The organism is Streptomyces sp. NPDC007896 (genome assembly GCF_042959425.1).
Taxonomy (GTDB): Bacteria; Actinomycetota; Actinomycetes; order Streptomycetales; family Streptomycetaceae; genus Streptomyces.
Genome location: NZ_JBIBKX010000012.1, coordinates 326,178 through 345,085, shown reverse-complemented (window position 1 = coordinate 345,085; position 18,908 = coordinate 326,178). Strand labels below are relative to the sequence as shown.

Sequence of the window (18,908 nt, the reverse complement as noted above, 5' to 3'; positions counted from 1 at the left end):
GACATGAAATTCTGCGTCCCCGACAGCCGAGCCAGTCCGAACGAGGCGTGACGAGGGAAGAAATACGCATGAGCGAATGCCCGATGAACAACAGTCCGGATGTACTGGCCTATCCATTCCAGGAGTCCGAACGACTCGAAGTCGACCCCACGTACGCGCGGCTGCGCACCGGGGAGGGGCTGGCCAGGGTGCAGCCGCCGTTCGGCGGTCCGGGATGGCTGGCGGCCCGCTACGAGGACGTCAAGACGGTGCTGGCCGACCCGCGGTTCAGCCGGGCCCTGGCACTGGGCGAGGACGTTCCGCGCATGGTGCCGTTCCTGCCGCCGCCGGACACGATCATGGCGATGGACCCACCGGGGCACAACAGGCTCCGCAAGATGCTGGCGCAGGCGTTCACCATGCGCCGGGTGGAGAAGCTGCGGCCGCGGGTCCAGCAGGTCATCGACGAGCAGCTCGACGTGCTGGAGAAGGCCGGCAACGAGGGCGACCTGATGCGTTCGTTCACTGTGCCGGTCTCCCTGACCGTGATCACCGAACTTCTCGGTGTGCCCTACGAGGACCGGGACACGTTCGGCACCTGGGTCGGCATCATCTTCTCCGCCGAGCACACCCCCGAAGTGGCCATGAAGGCCAACGCGGACCTCATGGGGTATCTCGCCGAACTGGTGGCCCAGCGCCGTGAGCAGCCGGGCGAGGACCTGCTGAGCGTCCTGGTGGAAGCGCGGGACGCGGGCGACCGGCTGACGGAGAACGAGATGGTCGGCCTGGCGGCCGCTGTGCTCATCGCAGGCTTCGACGTCACCAGCAACAACCTCGGCAGCCAGCTCTACGCCCTGCTCTCCAGCCCTTCCCACCTGCAGCAGCTGCGGGACGACCCGGGGCTGATACCGCAGGCCGTGGAGGAGATGCTGCGGTACATCAGGCCCGCGACGGGCGAGGGCATCCCGCGGGTCGCCGCCGAGGACGTGGAGCTCGGCGGGGTGCTGATCAAGGCCGGTGAGGCCGTGCTGCCCTCGTCGATGTCGGCGAACCGGGACGCATCGGTGTTCGAGAACCCGGACACCATGGACTTCACCCGCACGCACAACCCGCACATCGCCTTCGGTCACGGCCCGCACCACTGCGTCGGCGCGCAGCTCGCCCGGATGGAGATGCAGTTGGCCATCGCAAGCCTGCTGCGCCGCTTCCCCGGGCTGCGACTGGCGGTGCAGCCCGACGAGGTGCCGTGGCTGCCGCCGCACGCGGTCTGGTCCGCCCCCGTCAGCATCCCCGCGACCTGGTAAGACCTGGAGGGAAAACCATGACAGCGCAGATCGAGGTGCCCGGTTACCTGACCGGCGCCTGGGCCATCGACCCGAGCCACTCCGACATCTCATTCACCATCCGCCACCTGGGCGTCTCCAAGGTGCGGGGCCGGTTCGACTCCTTCGAGGGCGAGATCGTCACGGCGGAGGACCCACTGCGGTCCTCGGTGTCGGTGACCATCCAGGCCGCTTCCATCGACACCAACAACCAGATGCGGGACGACGCGGTCCGGGGCGGTGACTTCCTGGACGTCGAGAAGTACCCGACCCTCACGTTCCGTTCCACCGGGCTGCGCGCCGTCGACGACGGCTTCGAAGCGGACGGCGAGCTGACCGTGCACGGCGTCTCCCGGGCGGTGGCGCTGCGACTGGAACCCAACGGCTTCGCCGAGGGCTGGGGCGGGGCGAAGGTCGCGGGCTTCTCGGCCACTACCGAGATCAGCCGCGCGGAGTTCGGGGTGACCGGCGGCCCCATGGGCGCCACCCTGGGCGACAAGGTCACCATCACCCTGGAGATCGAGGCGACCCGCAAGGACTGAGGCCGAGGCCGCACCAGGGACGATCACGGGCGATCCCGTGATCGTCCGGCCGGTTCGAGGCGGCGTCACCTGTCAACGCGGTGGTGCCGCCGATCGTTGGGCCGGCGCCTCCTGCCCGTTCCCGCTGTCTGCCCGAGGCCGATCGCCTCCACAGGGCCGACCGGCTACGAGAGAAGGCCGCCGTCCGGACGATCGCGGCCGAACCGGTCCGCAGCGGGCGGCCCCGCGCCGCAGCCGCGAGCATCTCAGCGCCGTCGCCGCCGAACTCGACAGCCCCCCACGGACAGAGGCTCGGCCGGGAGACCCCGGCCGAGCCTCTGTCCGAACTGCTCGCGGCGTGAGCGACGCACCCCGCACGGTCCGGTCAGGCGACGCCGCCCGGGTGCCGGAAGAGCCCGCAAGGGTCGTACTTCTTCTTGACCGAGCGCAGTCGGGTGTAGTTCGCACCGTAGTTGGACCGGCCCCAGTCGGTGTTCAGCCGGGAGCTGGGGAAGTTGATGTACGAGCCGCTGGAGAGCGGCGCCAGGGCGGTGGCCGCGCGGTCCGCCCATGCGGTGTGCTTGGCCAGGACCTCGGGCGCGGGCTCCGGGGTGATGTCGCAGGACTGGAGGCCGATGAGGAACCGGGCGCTGCGGTGCACGTACGCGGTGGCCCCCGGCGAGACGTCGTTCGCGGCCCCGCCCAGGGCGAACATCTGGATGTAGCGGTACGGGAGTTCGGCGCCCTGTGCGTTGTACGCGTCGATCAGGTCACCGAGCTCCGCGGAGGTGGCGGCACGGTCGCTGAGCTGGAAGCTCTGCCGCTTGTAGGGCGTACGGGGCAGCTTCGCGCCGGTCTGGCTGCCGGTCCGGTGACACTGGTCGAGCGTCAGCTCGCCGCAGCCGTACAGGCTCCTCATGCCGTCGCCGAAGCTGTCGTCGTGCGTGGTGCTGCTGATCGGCTGCACGCCGGCCCGCTCGGTGAGTTCGGCCAGCGCCGCGTCGAGAGCGGCCGGCGTGCCGTGGTGGCCGCCGTAGATCCTGATGAGCGGTTCTGTGCCGTTGCCGCCGGCCGTGGCGGGCAGAACGAACAGCGAGGAGCCCAGGTCCCGGGAGGCATCGAGCATCCAAGCCTGCCAGGCGGCTGTCACGGCCGCGGCGTCGTCCCACGACCACATGGTGTGGTACGTGACCAGCCGCGGCGCATCGATGGGCCGGACCTCCAGGTCCACCACCACTCCGAAGTTGCCGCCACCGCCGCCGCGCACCGCCCAGTACAGGTCGGGCTCGACCGTCGGGGAGCAGCGCACGATCCGGCCGTCGGCAAGGACCACCTGAGCCGAGACGACCCTGTCGGACGCCATGCCGAACTTGCGGGTCTGGAAACCTACGCCACCGCCGGAGACGAAGCCGCCGGCCCGGACCGTGGGGCAGGTGCCGACGGGGAGTTGCCTGCCCAGCGGGGCGAGGGCCGACAGCGCGTCGACGGACTGGGCGCCGGGGCCGACCCGGACCGTGGAACCGGTGACGGCGACGTGTCCGATCCGGCCGACGTCGATGACCAGACCCTCGCCGGTCGACCAGCCGTTGAGGTTGTGCCCGCCGCTGCGTACCCGCAGCGGGATCCCGTGCGCCTGGGAGAAGTGGATGCAGGCGCGTACGTCCTCGGGTGTCTCGCAGAAGGCAACGCCCACCGGGTTGATCGAGTCGAACTGGATGAACTGCCCCTGCTTGGCGAGCGCGTAACCGTCGTCGGTGGGCAGCACCACGTCGCCCTGGACCGCCGCGCGCAGCCTGCTCCACTTGTCACGGGCCCCGGCGTGTACGGGTGCGGCTCCCGAACCGACGGCCACGGCTGCCAGTCCGGCGCCGGCGCTCGCGCGGATGAGTGACCTTCTGCTGATCAAGATACTCCCCGTCCTTCTGTTCCGCTGTGCAAACGATGAGAATGTAATGAGCGGGAGAGCGACATGGCATCCCCTAAATTCCCCCTGTTCCGTATCGAACTTTCCTCGCGAGATTCCCTCGCGAGATTCCCTCGCGAGATTCCCTCTCGGGATTCTGTCGCGCGATTCCGGGCGCGGATACGGCAGCGCCCCCGGTCCTCTCGGAACCGAGGGCGCTTCGGCGCTTTTCTCAGGTGTTCACGAATAGATCACAGTGGCGCCGGGGCGTCCTTGTCGCCGGGCGGCAGTACCCGGAAGATGCCCCACATGCCGGCCGCCGCGAAAGGCATTCGGGCGTCCTGGAACAGGTAGTCGCCCGTGTATCCGGCGCGGCCCCCCGCAAGGCCCAGGTGGGCGTCGATCGTCTCACCCGCGGTGATCGTACGGGCTGACATCATCTGCGAGCCCTTCATCCCCGGTTCCAGCGGGAAGGTGTGCCCGCCGACGGTGAAGGAGTGCAGCTGGTCCGAGGCGCCCACCCCGACCCGGAACACCACCGGATCGCGGGAGTTGGCCCTGAACACCGGGGTGTCCGGGTCACCATAGGTCGCGGAGCCGAAGGCGGCGCCGTAGGAACCGATGACGTTCGCCCGGCTGAAGTCGTCGACGCTGGCGGTCAGCCCGAGCCGTACGGTCAGAGGTTCGCTGTGGTAGTTGACGTGGTTGTAGGCCTTGTCGAACGTACCGCTGTTGTTCCCGGTGCCGGGTGGTGCGCCGGGAACCGGGGCGACCGGCCGCAGGAAGGCGTCGGGGCTGTTGAGTCCGTTGCCCGCCACCTGGTCGCCGTAGGGAGTGATGCTGCGGGAGAAGTGCTGGTCCGTGCTCTGCATGGTCAGTGCGAACTCCCGGAACTTCCGCCCGCCCGGTGCCCGGATGATCGCCTCGGTGCTGGTGCGGGTGGCGTCGAGCCGGGCGCCCGTCTCGCTGTCCGACCATGTCGAGCCCTTCGGTTCGACGATCAGCATGCCGTACGCGCCGTGCCGCAGCGAGGCCGGACTGCCCAGGTTCTGGAACAGCGAGGAACCGAGCTCCCGGTCGGCGTGGAACGTGTAGGTGATCGTCTTGCCGACGGCCACCGTGGAGTCCGGGTTCAGACCCACCGCGGAACCGGCGGACAGCTGCTGGTTGCGGACCAGCTTGCTCATGTCGAGCCCGGCCCGTCTGCCCCCGTAGAGGGAGTCGGGTGAGGTCTCGTTCTTCAGGGTGATGGTGAGGCAGTCCCCCTTGTCGGCGCGCAGCACCAGGGGTTCGACCGGTTTCGCACCGGACTTGATCGCGGCCACGTCCGAGGTGAGGGCGTAGACGACACCGCCGGTGTCCTGGAACGGCGCGGTCGGCAGCGTCTTGTCGAACACCGAGATCGCGTAGTGCCGCTTCGGGGCGCCCGCAGGGCATCCGGTGGCTGTCGAGGTGACCACCGTGGTGTCCGGCTCACCGTCCGCGGTGTAGGCGGGGGCGGGCGCCGGGCCCGGGTCGCTCTGGGTGTCCCCGGTGGCCGCCTTCTGCCTGGGAAAGCCGTCCCCGTTCGGCGGCTCCGGGCGTCCGGGCAGGGGCAGCAGATCGCTCTGCCGCTTGTCGTGGACGCGGAACAACCCCCAGGCGCCGCTCTCCAGGGCGAAGGTCCGGGTGGAGTAGTACAGATAGTCACCCGGGCTGGCCTTGGGTCCGCCGGCGCCACCGTCGAGCACATAGTCGGCCCGTTCGGAGATTCCCGTGGTCGCGGTGTCCGTCAACTGCCCGTCGCCGTTGAAGCGTTCGAGCCGGAACCGGTGACCCTGGATACGCAGTGCCTCGCCGCGGTCGTTGACCCCGACGGTACGGATCACCACCGGGTCACCGGCGTACGCCCGCAACAGCGGGGTGTCCGGATCGCCGTACTTCACCGAGGAGAAGACATACGGGTCGACGGTGGTCACCGTGGCACGCGCGGTGGTCGCGTCGGGGTTGCCCGTCGTGTACGGCGCCCTGCTGGTGGCGTTGCGGCAGCGGGCCCCGTTGTACTCCTGGCGCTGGTCGGTGGTCCTGGGGTCGGCCGGGGTGGCGCCCGGCGGGGTCCGCTCCCCGAGGGGGGCGGCTCTCAGGTTGATGGAGCCCTCCTCGCACTCCTGTCCCTGGTTGAACGGGTTGAGTCCGGTGGCCGAGGGCGGCTCATAGAGCTCACCCCTGCCTCTTCGCCCGTTGTGCAGGAAGATCGTGAACTCCCTGAACGAACCGGACTGGCCGTAGCCGACCGAGCCTCCGGACCGGTTGACGATGTCCACGATGGTGCCGCTCCTGACCTCGGCGCCGGTGACCGGGTCGCGGTACTCCGAGCCCTTGGGCTCGATGATGTGCGCGGCGAACAGACCGCGCGCCCAGGAGGTCATGCCGTCGACGTGGTCGTGCCAGAAGACCGTGCCCGAGTCTGCGTCGGAGAACCAGCGGTACTGGACGAACTCGACGGTGACCGGTGAACCGGCCTCGTGGGTGTGTTCCAACGGCCGGTCGAAGGTGAGCTGGTCGCCGTCGATCGCCTTGATCGTTCTGATCTCGATGTCCGACCGGCCGACGCCCACTGCGACGGATACCCCGGTGCGCAGCTGACCGAGCTGGGAGACGGTCACCTTCTCCGGGGCGTCCTGCGAGACGAGGGTGCGGTTCTCCTTGGCGGTGCTGAACACCCCCTGTTCGAAGGCGAACCCGGCGACGACGCCGTCCGAGGCGAGCGGGTCGAACTGCACGAGGTGCGTGTGCATGTTCGCCTTGGCCTGTACGGACGTCTTCAGTTCGCTGCCGAAGGTGATCGCCACGCAGTCCCCGACATTGGACCGGATGACGAGCGGGTCGACGGGTTTCCTCCCGTCCAGGACGGCGGCCTTGTCCTCGTTCAGGACGTAGATCTCACCGTTGTCATCCCGTTCCCGGGCGGTGGCCCGTACTGAGACCGGGACAGCGGTCACATCGAAGTCCCGCACTCTGGCGCCGCGTGGGCAGAGTCCGCCTGGGCGGTCGTCCGAGACGGTCTCCCCCACCCCGGGTGCGCCGGCGTGTCCATTCGGTGCGAACGGCGGCCGCTGGCCGAGATGGGGCCGCAGCATCGGGTAGGCGGGTCTTCCGGTGAGCGGGTTGAAGAGGATCTCCGGCCGCTCACCCGGGTCGGGCGAACGGTAGTCGGCCCAGACCGCGGTGGTCTCGGGTTCCCCCAGATAGACCGGTGACTCGTCGGTGCCGCCCTTGCGCCAGTCCCAGACGGTCGCGTCGTCGGGGTCCGAGCCGCTCCCGCTCTGCCAGCGCGTGCCCTGCGGGGGCAGCGCGTCCTCCACGAGCTTCTCCAGCGCGACCTGGGCAGTGGGGTCGGTGAGATCCTTCGCGAGAACCACCTTCTTGCCCAGAACGGTCCTGCCGAGCAGTCCCGCGGAGTTCACCGCGTCGGGCGCGGCGTCCCGGCCGGGCAGCGGGGCCAGGGTGGGCTGGGCGGTGTCGAACACCCGCCACAGTCCCCACATCCCGGTGACGTAGTGCTGGGATATGTGGCAGTGGTAGAGGAAGTCGCCGGCCGCCTGCTGGCAGCCGCCGGCCCCGCACTCGTGCTCCAGGTTGAAGGACTCCAGCGGGCTGACGGTCTGCGAGTCGAGCCGCACCGACTTGGCCTTCTGGACCGGGTTCTTGGTCAGACCCGCACCCATCGTCGTGTCGTCGGCACCCGGGTTGAGCCACCAGCGAGTGCCGCCGCCGTGCACGTGGTGCACGTGCAGCTGCTCCACGCCGGCGTCCGCGAGCCGGGTCTTGGTGGGCTCGCCCAGGTACGAGCGGGGCATCGGGGTGGCCGGGTCGCCGTAGGTGTAGGAGCTGTAGGCCAGGGACTTGTTGGCACGCTGTACGGCGGCGCCGCGGGCGGCCTCCAGTTGCAGCCGGCGCATGAACGGCTCGCTGCGGTAGTTGATGGCCCGGCTCCCTGGGCGGTACGAAGCGGTCCCGCCGCCGCCCTCGTTGGGGATGGCCGCGGACGGCGGCCGGGTGTCGATCATGGGCAACGGCCGGCCGTACTCCACCTGGTCGCCGTGGGGCTTGCCGTCGTCGCCGCCGAACGGGATGCCCTCGTCGTTCTCCCGGAGCGGCCGCCGAAGGTTGAATGCCTCGTCGCCGATCTCGTGGTAGATCAGCGTGAACTCGCGGAATGACCTGCCGTCGGCCGGCTTGATCATCGCCTCCCAGTTGCTCCAGGAGGTTTCGTCGGTCCGGTCCGCGCCGGACATCGGGTCGTACCAGCGGGCCCCGACCGGCTCGGCGATCAGCGTGCCGAAAAGGCCGTGGGCGGTCATCTGGGTGGAATCTCCACCGCTGCGGAACACCTTGGCCCCCTCGCCCATCAGCGGATCGAGGTAATACCGGTACTGCTTGGTCTGCCCGGGCGCGGCCATCGCCGACTCCGGGTTCTTCCCCACGGCCTGGCCCCCGGCGCCCCCCGCCGCGTCGAACGCCACGCCGGCCATGTCGACCGAGACCGACGGGACGCCGCCGGGCTGGACGATCGCCGGGTTGCCGAACGACCCGCTGCGGGGAGCCTTCTCCAGCTTGTTGGTGAGGTTGATGACGACGCATTCGCCGAGCCTGGCGCGGATCACCAGGGGCTGGATGGCGTCCTGGCCGAGGCCGACGGAGACCTTCGCGGCGGTCGGATCGTTCTTCGGCAGCTTCGAGGCACGCAGCAGGGCGGCCTCTTGCTCGCGTACCGCGTCGAGCCGACCGTCGAGCACGTACATCATCCCGTACGGGTCGTGGTCGCCGAACCGGTCCACGGTGATGTCGACGTTGATGGCGCTGACGTCGAACTCCCGCTGGGGCGCGGTCGCGCAGCTGCCGGCGCCGGCCGACCGCTGTGTACCGGGCTCGGCCACCGCGCTGCCGACCGGCGCCAGCAGCGCCGCCGACAGGGCGGCGACGAGGGCGAGGCGCATCCCGACGGCATGGCGTCGAGGACGCGCCGGCAGGGCGACGAAGACGGAGCGCCCGCTACGGGCATGACGGCGAGACTCCGCCCAGCGGCGCGGTGCGAGCCACACATGGGCCGGGACGGCGCCCAGCAGGGCCAGCGTCAGGATCGCGACCTCGACCTGGGCCGCCTGGCCCACGCCGTACCGCAGCAGGCCCATCGCGCCGTCGTCGGGCAGCGCGCCCGCCCCGTGGTGGTGACCGCCGGCCGCGCCTCCCAGCGCCCGGTGCAGGACGGCCTGCGCCATGGCGAGCGGGACGAACAGGGCGGTCATGGTGAGGGCCGTGGCGCAGGCGACGACCACGTTCTCCCAACGCGCCGCAAAGCGCGGGCCGACAGCGCGCCGGGCCCACTGGACCAGCAGCACGGCGGTCGCGGCCGCGTAGAGCGCGAGGGCCAGGTCGGCCAGGAGGTACGGGCCGTGCGCGGCCGGGCCGCCGTCGGCCGGGAAGACGGCCCAGTGCTGCCATGACACCGAGCCCAGAGCAAGCACGGTGATCAGGCCGAGGCTGCGGCCGAGCGCGGTCAGAACGGGGTGGTCCGGCCGGCCTCTGGCGGGCGGACCGGCCGCCCGCCCTTCGTCCGGCCCCAATGCGGGCGCAGCCGGTGGCTGGCGCATGGCGGGTCTCCTTGTCGGTTGGATGGAGGGCCGAGGAGTCGGGTCCTCTGAGACACGGCTAGGGCCTGTCGTCACATTCCCGTCGTCCGCCCGGAGGGCGGGCCCTGCGGCGTCAGGTGCGTGCTCTCGGCGTGCCGGGCACAGGCCCTCGTACTGGACGTACTTGGGTCAGTGCCCGGTGCGGCGAAGGGGGTCCCTCCCTGTGCGAGCGAAGCTGAGAACTTGGGGGCGCGTGCATGGCGTCGCGGGGCAGACGGGAGTTTGACGACAGGGCCTAGGAGCCGTGCTGGTGTTGTGCGGGTGTCCGGCCCGGCAGCCGGACGGTCATCCGCCGGGAGTCGCCGTCGCGCTTCCACACCAGGTTCAGCGGCGGGTCGCCCGCCTTGGGGGGTTCGACGTCGAAGTAGAGGACGCCGCGTACCGCGCTGCCCCCGTTGAGTCTGGGCAGCTTCCCCAGGGTGTCGGAGTGCAGCCGCCGTGATCCGCCGCCCCTGCCGGCGCTCAGCGAGAACTCCCGGGCGAGGTCGAACTGCCGCACCGAGCCGGTGCTGTTCGTCAGGGTGATGGGGATGCCCAGCCGCATCTCGTCGCCCTCGGGCGCCCCCGGCATCATCGCCGAGGGCATCTGGTATCCGTTCTGGCCGTCCATGGAGTGGTCGGCCATGGCTGCCCAGTCGGCAGGGCCGGGCACCACGTCGAGCCCGCCGAGGCTGGCGGTGGCGGTGGGCCTGTCGTCGGCCGCCGCCTGCCGCTCATGCCACAGGGCCGTGCCCAGGACGGCGGTCACCACCGTCAGGGCCACCAGCACCGAGCACATCGACCGGACGACCACCCCGGCAGGCCGGGGCGGTCGTCCGAGCTCGCCGCGCACTGTCTTCGTCCGTCCCATCACCCGTCCTCAGCCCTTGTGTCCCGGCGCCCGGATCGGTGCACTGCGCCGGTCCGGGCGAGCGTCGCACGCGGCGGCAACGCCCCGGCAATCGCACGACCATTGGGCGGGCTGACACGAAGAAGTCCGCCGTCCGCCCGGGAAAGCCGGGCGGACGACGGACTGGGGTGGAGGGGGCGACGGGGGATTCACCACTCCTCCGGGAATGGGCCGACCGGCGTCTCGGGGACGGTCGGCACTGGCTCTGCGGCTTGCCGGCCCGCGCCGGCGGCGGGTCAGGCGCCCCGGCGGGCGCCGCGCCACAGCAGCGGGATGAGCACGCCGCCCACCGCGGTGTGGACCAGCGCCAGCGCGGCCTTGGTGCCGCCCGTGGTGTCGGCGGAGAAGACCATTGCGTACGAGGCGACGAGGACGACCGCGGCGACGACGCCCCAGATCGTGGCCGCCCTGGCGGGCACGAACTTCTCCAGTGCGGCCAGCAGGCTCCAGCCGAGCAGCGAGGAGATCAGCGCGAACATGGCGACGAGGCCCACGTTGACCGTCATGGGGTCCTTGCCGTCGCCCTGGGCGACCTCGTATTCGGCCCCGAAGGCCTTGCCCAGGGCCCAGACGAGGACAGCGGCGACGGTCGCGGCGCCGACCGCGATGGCGCGGGACTTCACCGTCGACGCGGCTGCGGAGGGGGCGGCCGTGGTGGGGGACGTCATGGAATTCTCCTTCGATGGGGACGAAACTTCACCGCGGCGTGGCCGCCGCGCGGTTCTTGGCAAGGGTTGAGCCGGACCGGGCGCCCAGGGCGAGCGCCCTGGTGTCAGGGCATGACACCTTCGGGGTCGGCGGACGGCGGCACACCGGGCGCGTCCTGCGATCCGGGGGCGCCCGCCTCGCCGAGCATGCCCTCGGCGCCGGGTCCGCCCGGGCCGCCCGCACCCGGGGGCGGGCCCATCGGCACCTCGCGCAGCACGGTGACGGCCACCACGATGGCGGCGCCGAGCAGGGCGGCCCCGACGCCGAAGGAGAGGCGGAAGCCGTCGGCGAGCGCGGTCTTGACGTCTGCGCCGTCGTCGAGGGCGCTCTGGGTGTGCGCCGCGGCGATCGCGGTGAGGGCGGCGATGCCCAGCGAGTCGCCGATCGTGCCCGCGCTGCCCGCCAGGCCGGAGGCGAGACCGGCCTCGCTGGGTGAGCGGACCTGCATGGACATCATGATGACCGCGGGCATGGCCAGACCGCTGCCGGCACCGAGCAGGACGGCGGTGGGCAGGATGTCCAGCACATAGTCGGGGTCGGTGGGCGCCCGGAGGGCGAGCAGCACGCCTGCCACGACCAGGCCCAGGCTGGCGATGATCATGTTGCGCAGCCCGAACTTCATGTTGAGCCGGGCCGACAGGGTCACCGCGCAGGCGCCGGCGGCGATCGCGATCGGCAGGTAGGCGAAGCCGGTCTGGGCCGGGGAGTAGCCCGCGACCTCCTGCAGGTACAGAGCGATCAGGATGTTGAACGACATGGTGCCGCCGACCAGGAGGAGGTGGACGACGTTGGCGCCGGAGAGGTTGCGCGAGCGGAAGATGCTGAGCGGGACCAGGGGCTGGGCAGCGGTGGCCGCGCGGCCGACGAAGGCTCCGAGCAGGACGACGGCGCCGAGGCCGAAGCCGATGGTGTGCCCGGAACCCCATCCGTACTCGCTCATCGTGGCGATGGTGTAGACGCCGAGCATCATTCCGGCGGTGACCAGGACGGCGCCCAGGAAGTCGGCGCCCTTGTCCAGGCCCATGCCCTGGTCGGAGGGGATCGAGCGGACCGCGATCAGCAGGGCGGCCAGGCCGATCGGGACGTTGATGTAGAAGACCCAGTGCCAGTTGATGCCGTCCGTGAGCAGACCGCCGAAGAGGATGCCGATCGATGCGCCGGCCGCCTGGCTGAAGCCGGAGATGCCCATCGCCTTGCCGAGCTCCGCCGGGTTGCTGAAGATCGTGAAGACGATGCCCATGATCACGGCGTTGGCCATCGCAGCCCCGGCTCCCTGCAGGAACCGCATCGTGATCAGCATCTCCTGCGTCTGGGAGGCGCCGCACAGTGCCGAGGCGACCGTGAACAGCGCGAGCCCGGAGACGAACATCCGCTTGCGGCCGATGAGGTCGCCGAGCCGTCCGGAGAGCAGCAGCAGTCCGCCGAAACCGATGGTGTAGGCGTTCGTGATCCAGGCCAGCCGCGCCTCGGTGAAACCGAGGTCGCTCTGGATGGAGCGGAGGGACACGGTGACGATGCTGATGTCGATGACGACCATTAACTGCATCGCGCAGAGCACCGCGAACGCGAGCCAGCGACTGCCGGAACTCGGCTGGGCGGGCTGGGACATGGAGACGCCTCCTGGTTGGGACAACAGACGGGACCGTAGCATATAGTCACGTTCGAAATCGTCTACTACAAAATAAAAAGCTTCTGCCCTTTCGGCTATCATGGGCGCCATGAAGCCAACCGTTGCCGCCCCACCCGAGGTGGACCTCACGTTTCTGCTGTCGTGGGCCAGCCACGCGCTGCAGACGGAGATGACCGCCGGCCTCAGCGACCTCGGCATCACTCCCCGCGCGCACTGCATCCTGCACAAGGCCGTCTCCGGCGATCTGACGCAGACGCAGATCGCCGACTCGCTCGGGCTGGACAAGACGACGATGGTCGTCCTGACCGACAAGCTGGAGAAGGACGGGCTCGCCGAGCGCGTTCCGTCGAGCATCGACCGCCGGGCCCGGATCATCCAGGCCACCCCGGCAGGTCTCGAACTCCTCGCCCGATCGAACGAGATCGTGTCCGGCATCCAGAACGACGTGCTCGGCACGCTCCCCGAGGAGTTGCGCGGGCCCTTCGTGGAGGCGCTCAGCCGGCTCGTCGAAGGGCGGCTGTCCTCGTTCGCCGAGTGCGAGCAACCGCCCCGCAGGCGCTCCTCACGCATCTGACGCATCGGGCCGAGGGGACGACCGAAGGTGAAAGGCCCCGGGATGAGGCTTCGCCTCCCCGGGGCCGAAGGGGGTGTTGCGGCGGGGTCAGCCCGCGCTCGACGGCGCGGGCGCCGCCAGCCCCGCCCTCAAACCAGCCACCAGCCGTGCCAGCCCCGCCCGGTCCGCGGCGCCGCCGAAGGCGTAGTAGTCGGGCCGTACGAGTACGGCCGTGGAGCCGGTCTCAGCGAGGAACGGCAGGTACACGCCGTCAGTGTCGACGACCGCGCCCTCGTCCGCCGTGTGCGGGTCGGCACCCTGCGGCAGGACCCGTACCAGCCGGGCGCCGAGCGTGTCGAGGAACTCCCGGTCCTCGTCGGACAGTTGAGCCGCCGGGTCCTCGGTGGAGATCAGCACGAAGCCCTCCCCCGCCACCTCGTCGAACCAGCCCGCACGTCCCCCGCGGGCGACCCGGCCCTGCGGGGTGAGCACCCCGGCCGGGCGTACCGGCCGGCCCTTCTCGCCCAGGTCCAGCAGACCGCCGGTGAGCGGCTGGAGGGGCGAACGCTGCTGCGCGGCGGCTGCCGTCACCGGCCGTTCGGCGGTGGCCAGCATCACCATGTCCCGGTCGGCGGCGGCCTTGGGGTCGGTCTGGCAGATGATCCGGCCCAGGTTCACCGACATCTGGATGGCGTGCTTGGCGTGCGGGCGGCGCTCCACCGGGTAGCTGTCCAGCAGTTGTTCGCCGGCCGTGCCGCGCAGCACCGCGTCCAGCTTCCAGGACAGGTTGGTGACGTCGCGGAAACCCGCGGTCATGCCCTGGCCGGCGAAGGGCGGCATGACATGGCAGGCGTCACCGGCGAGCAGCAGCCGACCGGAGCGCCAGGTCTGGGCGTACGCGGCCGAGAACGAGTAGACGTGGAACCGCTCCAGCGTGGCGTTGCCCGGGTGGACGTCGAAGAGCTCGAGCAGCCGCCAGGCGCTCTTCTCCGTGTTCAGCTCCTCCACCGTCTCGTCGGCCGCTCGCATGAACTCCCAGCGCCGGTGGCCGGGGCCTGCCGACACGGAGGTGCGCGGCCGCCGAGGATCGCAGATCTGCAGATTGTTCGGCCGGAACCGACGCTCCTCGTGCAGCAGCACATCGCAGATCAGCCAGTCGTGCGAGAAGCCGAGATCGGCCATCGCGGTGCCGATGCCCCGGCGTACGAAACTGTTGGCACCGTCGCAACCAACCACCCAGCTCGCGCTGTGGACCCGTTCCGGACCGTCCGGGGCGCGCGAGGTGACCTCCACCCGGTCACCGTGGTCGGTGATCGCCACGACCTCCTCGCCGCGGAGCACCGTCAGCTCCGGCAGGGTGGCTCCCTGCTCCACCAGCGCGGCCTCCAGGGCCGGCTGGTACATGGAGGTCGACTCCGGCCAGCCGCACCGGCCCCGCTCGGCCACGTCGATGTGGAGCAGCGCGTCCCCCGCCGCGTTCTTCCAGGTGTAGTCGCCGGACGGCTCGCCGATCTCGCCGATCCGCTCACCGATGCCGGCGGCGGCCAGGATCCGGGCGCCCTCGCTGTCGAAGGCCACGGCGCGCGGCATCGGGTAGCCGGTGCGCCACCGCTCGACGACGGTCACCCGCCGGCCTCGACCGGCCAGTTGCAGCGCCAGCACTTGGCCGACGGGCCCGTATCCCACGATCAGTACATCGGCGTGGCCGTCGGTGGGTGAGGTGTGCATCGTCTTCTCCGCTCGGGTCGGGCCTCGGGTCAGGCGTCGGGCGTGAGGATCTGGCGTACGACCTGCTTGAACGTGGAGGGACTGGTGAGCACCTTGATCTCCTCCACGCCGTCCTCCACCCGCAGGTAACGCTTGCCGATCAGCACCATCTGGCCGTTGTCGAAGGCGCGGCTGTGTATCCGGGTGCCGATCAGCACCTGCTCCAGCGGGAAGTTCGCGATGTCGGGCACGAGCTTTTGCCAGTCGGAGATCTCGCGGTACTGGTCCTTGAAGCGGTACGAGGCGCTCCAGTCGCCGCCCTTGGCGCGGCGCTGCAGCACCTGGTAGCCGTCCTCTTCCACCAGCCGGTACTGGCAGCCGTGCTGCTCCTGGATCTCGTCGGTGATCCGCAGCGGTTCCAGGTACGAGGGGCCGGCGAGCCCGACGTCGACCAGATAGCGCTCGCCGTCGAGTTCCACGCAGTTGAAGATGTGCTCGAGCTCCGGGCCGAAGGTGCCGTTCACTTGGATGACGGCGGCCGCCAGGACCTTCACCTCGAAGCCCAGTTCGGTGAGCAGTCGCCGGAACAGGCCGTTGAGCTCATAGCAGACCCCGCCACGGCCGCCCTCGACGACGGCCCTGAAGACGGTGTCGTCGTCGATGTCCACCTCCAGCAGCACGTCGAACCCACGCTCGGCGTCCGCGTTGAGGGAGTTGTCGAAGGGGATGGCCATCATGTGCCGCTTCTGCAGCTCGTTCAGCAGGTCGAGGGAGGGCTCCCGCGACCCGGTGCAGCCGAGTTTCCGCAAGTAGAGGTCGACGTCGAACATGTCCGGTACCACCTCGGGGTTGAGCGGCTCCCGCGTCGCGGGAGCCGGGGCAGGAACGTGGGGGTCAGGCCGTCTTCAGCTCGTCGTTGAGGAAGTCGGCGATGAACTCAGGGGTCGGGTAGTCGAAGAGCAGCATCGGGGTGAGCGCGGTCCCGGTGGCCTCCACGAGCCGGTTGCGGAGCTCCACGGCGGTCAGCGAGTTGAAGCCGATCTCGAAGAAGGCGCTGTCCGCCTCGATGGCCTCTACCGTCGGCTCCTCCAGCAGCGACATCGCCACGGTCGCCTCGGCGATGACCAGGTCGAGCAGCTTCTGCAGCCGCTCGTCGTCGCTGAGCCCCTCCAGGCTGGCGATCAGCGCCTTCCGGGTGGCCTCCGCCTGCTCGGTCTCCTCGGGTGCGGCATCCTCGGTGGTCGTGTCCATGGAAGTCATGGAAGTCGTGGCCTCCAGCCAGTAGTGACGGTGTTGGAAGGCGTACGTCGGCAGGTCGATCCGCCGCGTGCCGGTCAGCGAGACGGGCCAGTCGACGGCCCGGCCCCTGACGTGGAGTTGGGCCAGCGCGGTCAGCACGGCGCGGCTCTCGGCCACCCCGGGCCGCAGGGCCGGTACGAAAGCGAGCTTCGCCGTGTCACCGGTGACGCAGTCCTGGCCCATGCCGGTCAGCACGCCGCCGGGGCCCAGCTCCAGGAAGGTGGTGACCCCCTGGCCCTGCAGGGCGCGGACGCCGTCGAGGAAGCGCACGGCCTGCCGCACATGGTCCACCCAGTAGCGTGGCGAGGTGAGTTCGGCGGCGGTGGCGGTGCGGCCGGTCAGGTTGGACAGCACCGGCAGCGTGGGCTCGTGGTACTCCAGCCCTGCGGCGACCTTCTCGAACGCGGCGAGCATGCCGTCCATGTGCGGGGAGTGGAAGGCGTGCGACACCTTCAGCCGCTTCACCCGGCGTCCCTCGGCGGCGAACCCGTCGGCGATCGCGGCGACCGCGTCGGCGTCTCCGGAGAGCACCACCGAGCGGGGTCCGTTGACCGCGGCGAGCCCGACGCGTTCGGTGAGCAGCGGCAGCACCTCGTCCTCGGTGGCCTGCACCGCGGTCATGGCACCGCCCGCCGGCAGCCCCTGCATCAGCCGGCCGCGGGCGGCGACCAGTTCGACCGCGTCCGGCAGCGACCAGACGCCGGCGACGTAGGCGGCGGTCAGCTCGCCGATCGAGTGTCCGCCGACGTGGTCGGGGCGGATCCCCCAGCTCTCCAGCAGCCGGAACAGCGCCACCTCCAGCGCGAACAGGGCGGGCTGGGCGTACCCGGTGCGGTCCAGTAGTCCCTCGTCGTCGGCGGCGGCGAACACCAGCTCCCGCAGTGAGCGGCCGATCCGTACGTCGAGCTCGGCGCACACCTCGTCGAAGGCCGCGGCGAAGACCGGGAACCCGGCGTACAGCTCACGGCCCATGCCCAGGCGCTGGCTGCCCTGCCCGGTGAAGAGGACCGCAAGCCGGCCCGAGACCCTCGCGCCGCGCACCACCTCGGGGGCCGGCTGGTCCTGGCTCAGCTGCTCCAGCCCACGCAGCAGTTCGTCCCTGGTGCCGGCGACGACCACGGCGCGGTGCTCGAACGCGGTCCGTGTGGTGGTCAGGGCATGGCTCGCGGACACCAGGTCCAGCCCCGGGTCGGCCTCCGCGAAGGCCAGCAGGCGGGCGGCCTGGGCGCGCAGTGCCGCGGGACTCTTGCCGGACACCGCCCAGGGCAGCAGCCCGTGTGCCGGCCGCACGGGCTCGGGGGTCTCGTCGGTCTCGTCGGTCTCGTCGGCGGGGGCCTGTTCCAGGATGACGTGGGCGTTCGTACCGGAGACACCGAAGGAGGACACACCCGCACGGCGCGGCCGGTCCACAGCTGGCCAGTCCCGGTTGTCGGTCAGCAACTCCACCGCACCCGCCGACCAGTCCACCTTCGGCGTCGGCTCGTCGACATGGAGCGTCTTCGGCAGAACACCGTGCCGCAGCGCCATCACCATCTTGATCACTCCAGCGACACCGGCGGCGGCCTGCGCGTGACCGATGTTGGACTTCAACGAACCCAGCCACAACGGCCGCTCCGCCGACCGCTCTTGCCCATACGTCGCAAGCAGCGCCTGCGCCTCGATCGGATCACCCAGCGTGGTACCCGTACCGTGCGCCTCCACCACATCCACATCCGCCGTCGTCAACCCCGCCACCGCCAGCGCCCCGCGGATCACCCGCTCCTGAGACGGACCATTAGGGGCGGACAGCCCATTGGACGCACCGTCCTGGTTGACCGCCGAACCGCGCACCACCGCCAGCACCGGGTGGCCCAACCGACGCGCGTCCGAAAGCCGCTCCACCAGCAACACACCAACGCCCTCGGACCAGGCCGTACCGTCCGCCATACCGGAGAACGCCTTGATCCGGCCATCCGCCGCCAGCGCACGCTGGCGGGAGAAGTCGACGTAGGGGGCCGGCGTGGCCATCACCGTCACCCCACCCGCCAGCGCCATCGAGCACTCGCCCGACCGCAGTGCCTGTACCGCCAGGTGCAGGCTGACCAGCGAGGACGAACACGCCGTGTCCAGGGTGACGGACGGGCCGACCAGGTCCATCACATACGAGACCCGGCCGGAGAGCACACTGCCCGACTTCCCCATGCCGAGGAAGCTCTCCACGCCCTCGGGCAGCCGTTCCAGGCCCGTCGCGTAGTCGTGGTGCATGAGCCCCACGTACACGCCGACGTCGGTGCCGCGTACGGATGTCGGATCGATGCCCGCGCGTTCGAACACCTCCCAGGAGGTCTCCAGCAGCAGCCGCTGCTGCGGGTCCATCGCGAGCGCCTCACGGTCGGAGATCCCGAAGAACCCGGCGTCGAACTCCCCGGCGTCATGCAGGAACCCGCCCTCCTTCACATAGGTGCGGCCCGGCTGGTCGGGATCGGGGTGGTAGACCCGGTCCAGGTCCCAGCCCCGGTTTCCGGGAAACTCCGTGATCCCGTCGCCGCCCTCGGAGACCAGCCGCCACAGCTCCTCGGGCGAGGCGACTCCGCCGGGCAGCCGGCAGGCCATGCCGACGACGGCGACCGGTTCGGTGGCGCGCTGGATCTCCACCCGCAGCCGCTCGTTCTCCAGCAGCGAGGCGCGCAGGGCCGCGACGAGCTTCTCATCGCGGGCAGGCTGGGCATTCATCGAAAGGCTCCCC

The 18,908-nt window shown here is 70.6% G+C and carries 11 protein-coding genes; 3 read left to right on the top strand and 8 right to left on the bottom strand.

The window, feature by feature from the left end:
• The first annotated feature begins 68 nt into the window (after window positions 1-68).
• Together ACFZDJ_RS34695 and ACFZDJ_RS34690 are read left to right on the top strand one after the other, a co-directional pair.
• Window positions 69-1,283 carry a cytochrome P450 gene (locus ACFZDJ_RS34695; protein ID WP_390941316.1) on the top strand — a complete coding sequence of 405 codons (1,215 nt, stop codon included), beginning with the start codon at window positions 69-71 and terminating at the stop codon, window positions 1,281-1,283.
• Window positions 1,284-1,300: 17 nt separating this feature from the next.
• Window positions 1,301-1,843, top strand: coding sequence for a YceI family protein (locus ACFZDJ_RS34690; protein WP_391064826.1), 543 nt, complete (start codon window positions 1,301-1,303; stop codon window positions 1,841-1,843).
• 364 nt (window positions 1,844-2,207) lie between these two features.
• On the opposite strand, the gene ACFZDJ_RS34685 is transcribed toward ACFZDJ_RS34690, so the two are convergent.
• The 5 genes from ACFZDJ_RS34685 to ACFZDJ_RS34665 all read right to left on the bottom strand — a co-directional run bounded on the left by ACFZDJ_RS34685 (window position 2,208) and on the right by ACFZDJ_RS34665 (window position 12,603).
• A complete protein-coding gene (locus tag ACFZDJ_RS34685) occupies window positions 2,208-3,728 on the bottom strand; it encodes an FAD-binding protein (protein WP_391064822.1) in 1,521 nt (506 codons plus the stop codon).
• Window positions 3,729-3,976: 248 nt separating this feature from the next.
• Entirely contained in the window at window positions 3,977-9,358 is a 5,382-nt protein-coding gene (locus tag ACFZDJ_RS34680) for a hypothetical protein (RefSeq protein ID WP_391064819.1), read from the bottom strand.
• Window positions 9,359-9,632: 274 nt separating this feature from the next.
• Window positions 9,633-10,247 carry a hypothetical protein gene (locus tag ACFZDJ_RS34675; RefSeq protein WP_390941324.1) on the bottom strand — a complete coding sequence of 205 codons (615 nt, stop codon included), beginning with the start codon at window positions 10,245-10,247 and terminating at the stop codon, window positions 9,633-9,635.
• A 275-nt stretch (window positions 10,248-10,522) separates the two neighbouring features.
• Window positions 10,523-10,954, bottom strand: coding sequence for a DUF6069 family protein (locus ACFZDJ_RS34670; protein WP_391064816.1), 432 nt, complete (start codon window positions 10,952-10,954; stop codon window positions 10,523-10,525).
• A 104-nt stretch (window positions 10,955-11,058) separates the two neighbouring features.
• Window positions 11,059-12,603, bottom strand: a complete 1,545-nt coding sequence (locus ACFZDJ_RS34665) for an MFS transporter (RefSeq protein ID WP_391064813.1) — start codon at window positions 12,601-12,603, stop codon at window positions 11,059-11,061.
• Window positions 12,604-12,712: 109 nt separating this feature from the next.
• Between ACFZDJ_RS34665 and ACFZDJ_RS34660 the strand changes: the two genes are divergently transcribed.
• Window positions 12,713-13,198 (top strand): MarR family transcriptional regulator, encoded by a 486-nt coding sequence (locus ACFZDJ_RS34660; protein ID WP_391064810.1) that lies wholly within the window; start codon window positions 12,713-12,715, stop codon window positions 13,196-13,198.
• A gap of 87 nt (window positions 13,199-13,285) precedes the next feature.
• On the opposite strand, the gene ACFZDJ_RS34655 is transcribed toward ACFZDJ_RS34660, so the two are convergent.
• The 3 genes from ACFZDJ_RS34655 to ACFZDJ_RS34645 form a co-directional block, all read right to left on the bottom strand.
• Window positions 13,286-14,905 (bottom strand): bifunctional 3-(3-hydroxy-phenyl)propionate/3-hydroxycinnamic acid hydroxylase, encoded by a 1,620-nt coding sequence (locus ACFZDJ_RS34655; protein ID WP_391064807.1) that lies wholly within the window; start codon window positions 14,903-14,905, stop codon window positions 13,286-13,288.
• 29 nt (window positions 14,906-14,934) lie between these two features.
• Window positions 14,935-15,714 carry an arylamine N-acetyltransferase gene (locus ACFZDJ_RS34650; RefSeq protein ID WP_391064804.1) on the bottom strand — a complete coding sequence of 260 codons (780 nt, stop codon included), beginning with the start codon at window positions 15,712-15,714 and terminating at the stop codon, window positions 14,935-14,937.
• A gap of 64 nt (window positions 15,715-15,778) precedes the next feature.
• The gene (locus ACFZDJ_RS34645) at window positions 15,779-18,895 is read right to left on the bottom strand and encodes a beta-ketoacyl synthase N-terminal-like domain-containing protein (RefSeq protein ID WP_391064802.1); all 3,117 of its coding nucleotides are present in this window, start codon (window positions 18,893-18,895) and stop codon (window positions 15,779-15,781) included.
• Window positions 18,896-18,908 lie beyond the last annotated feature (13 nt).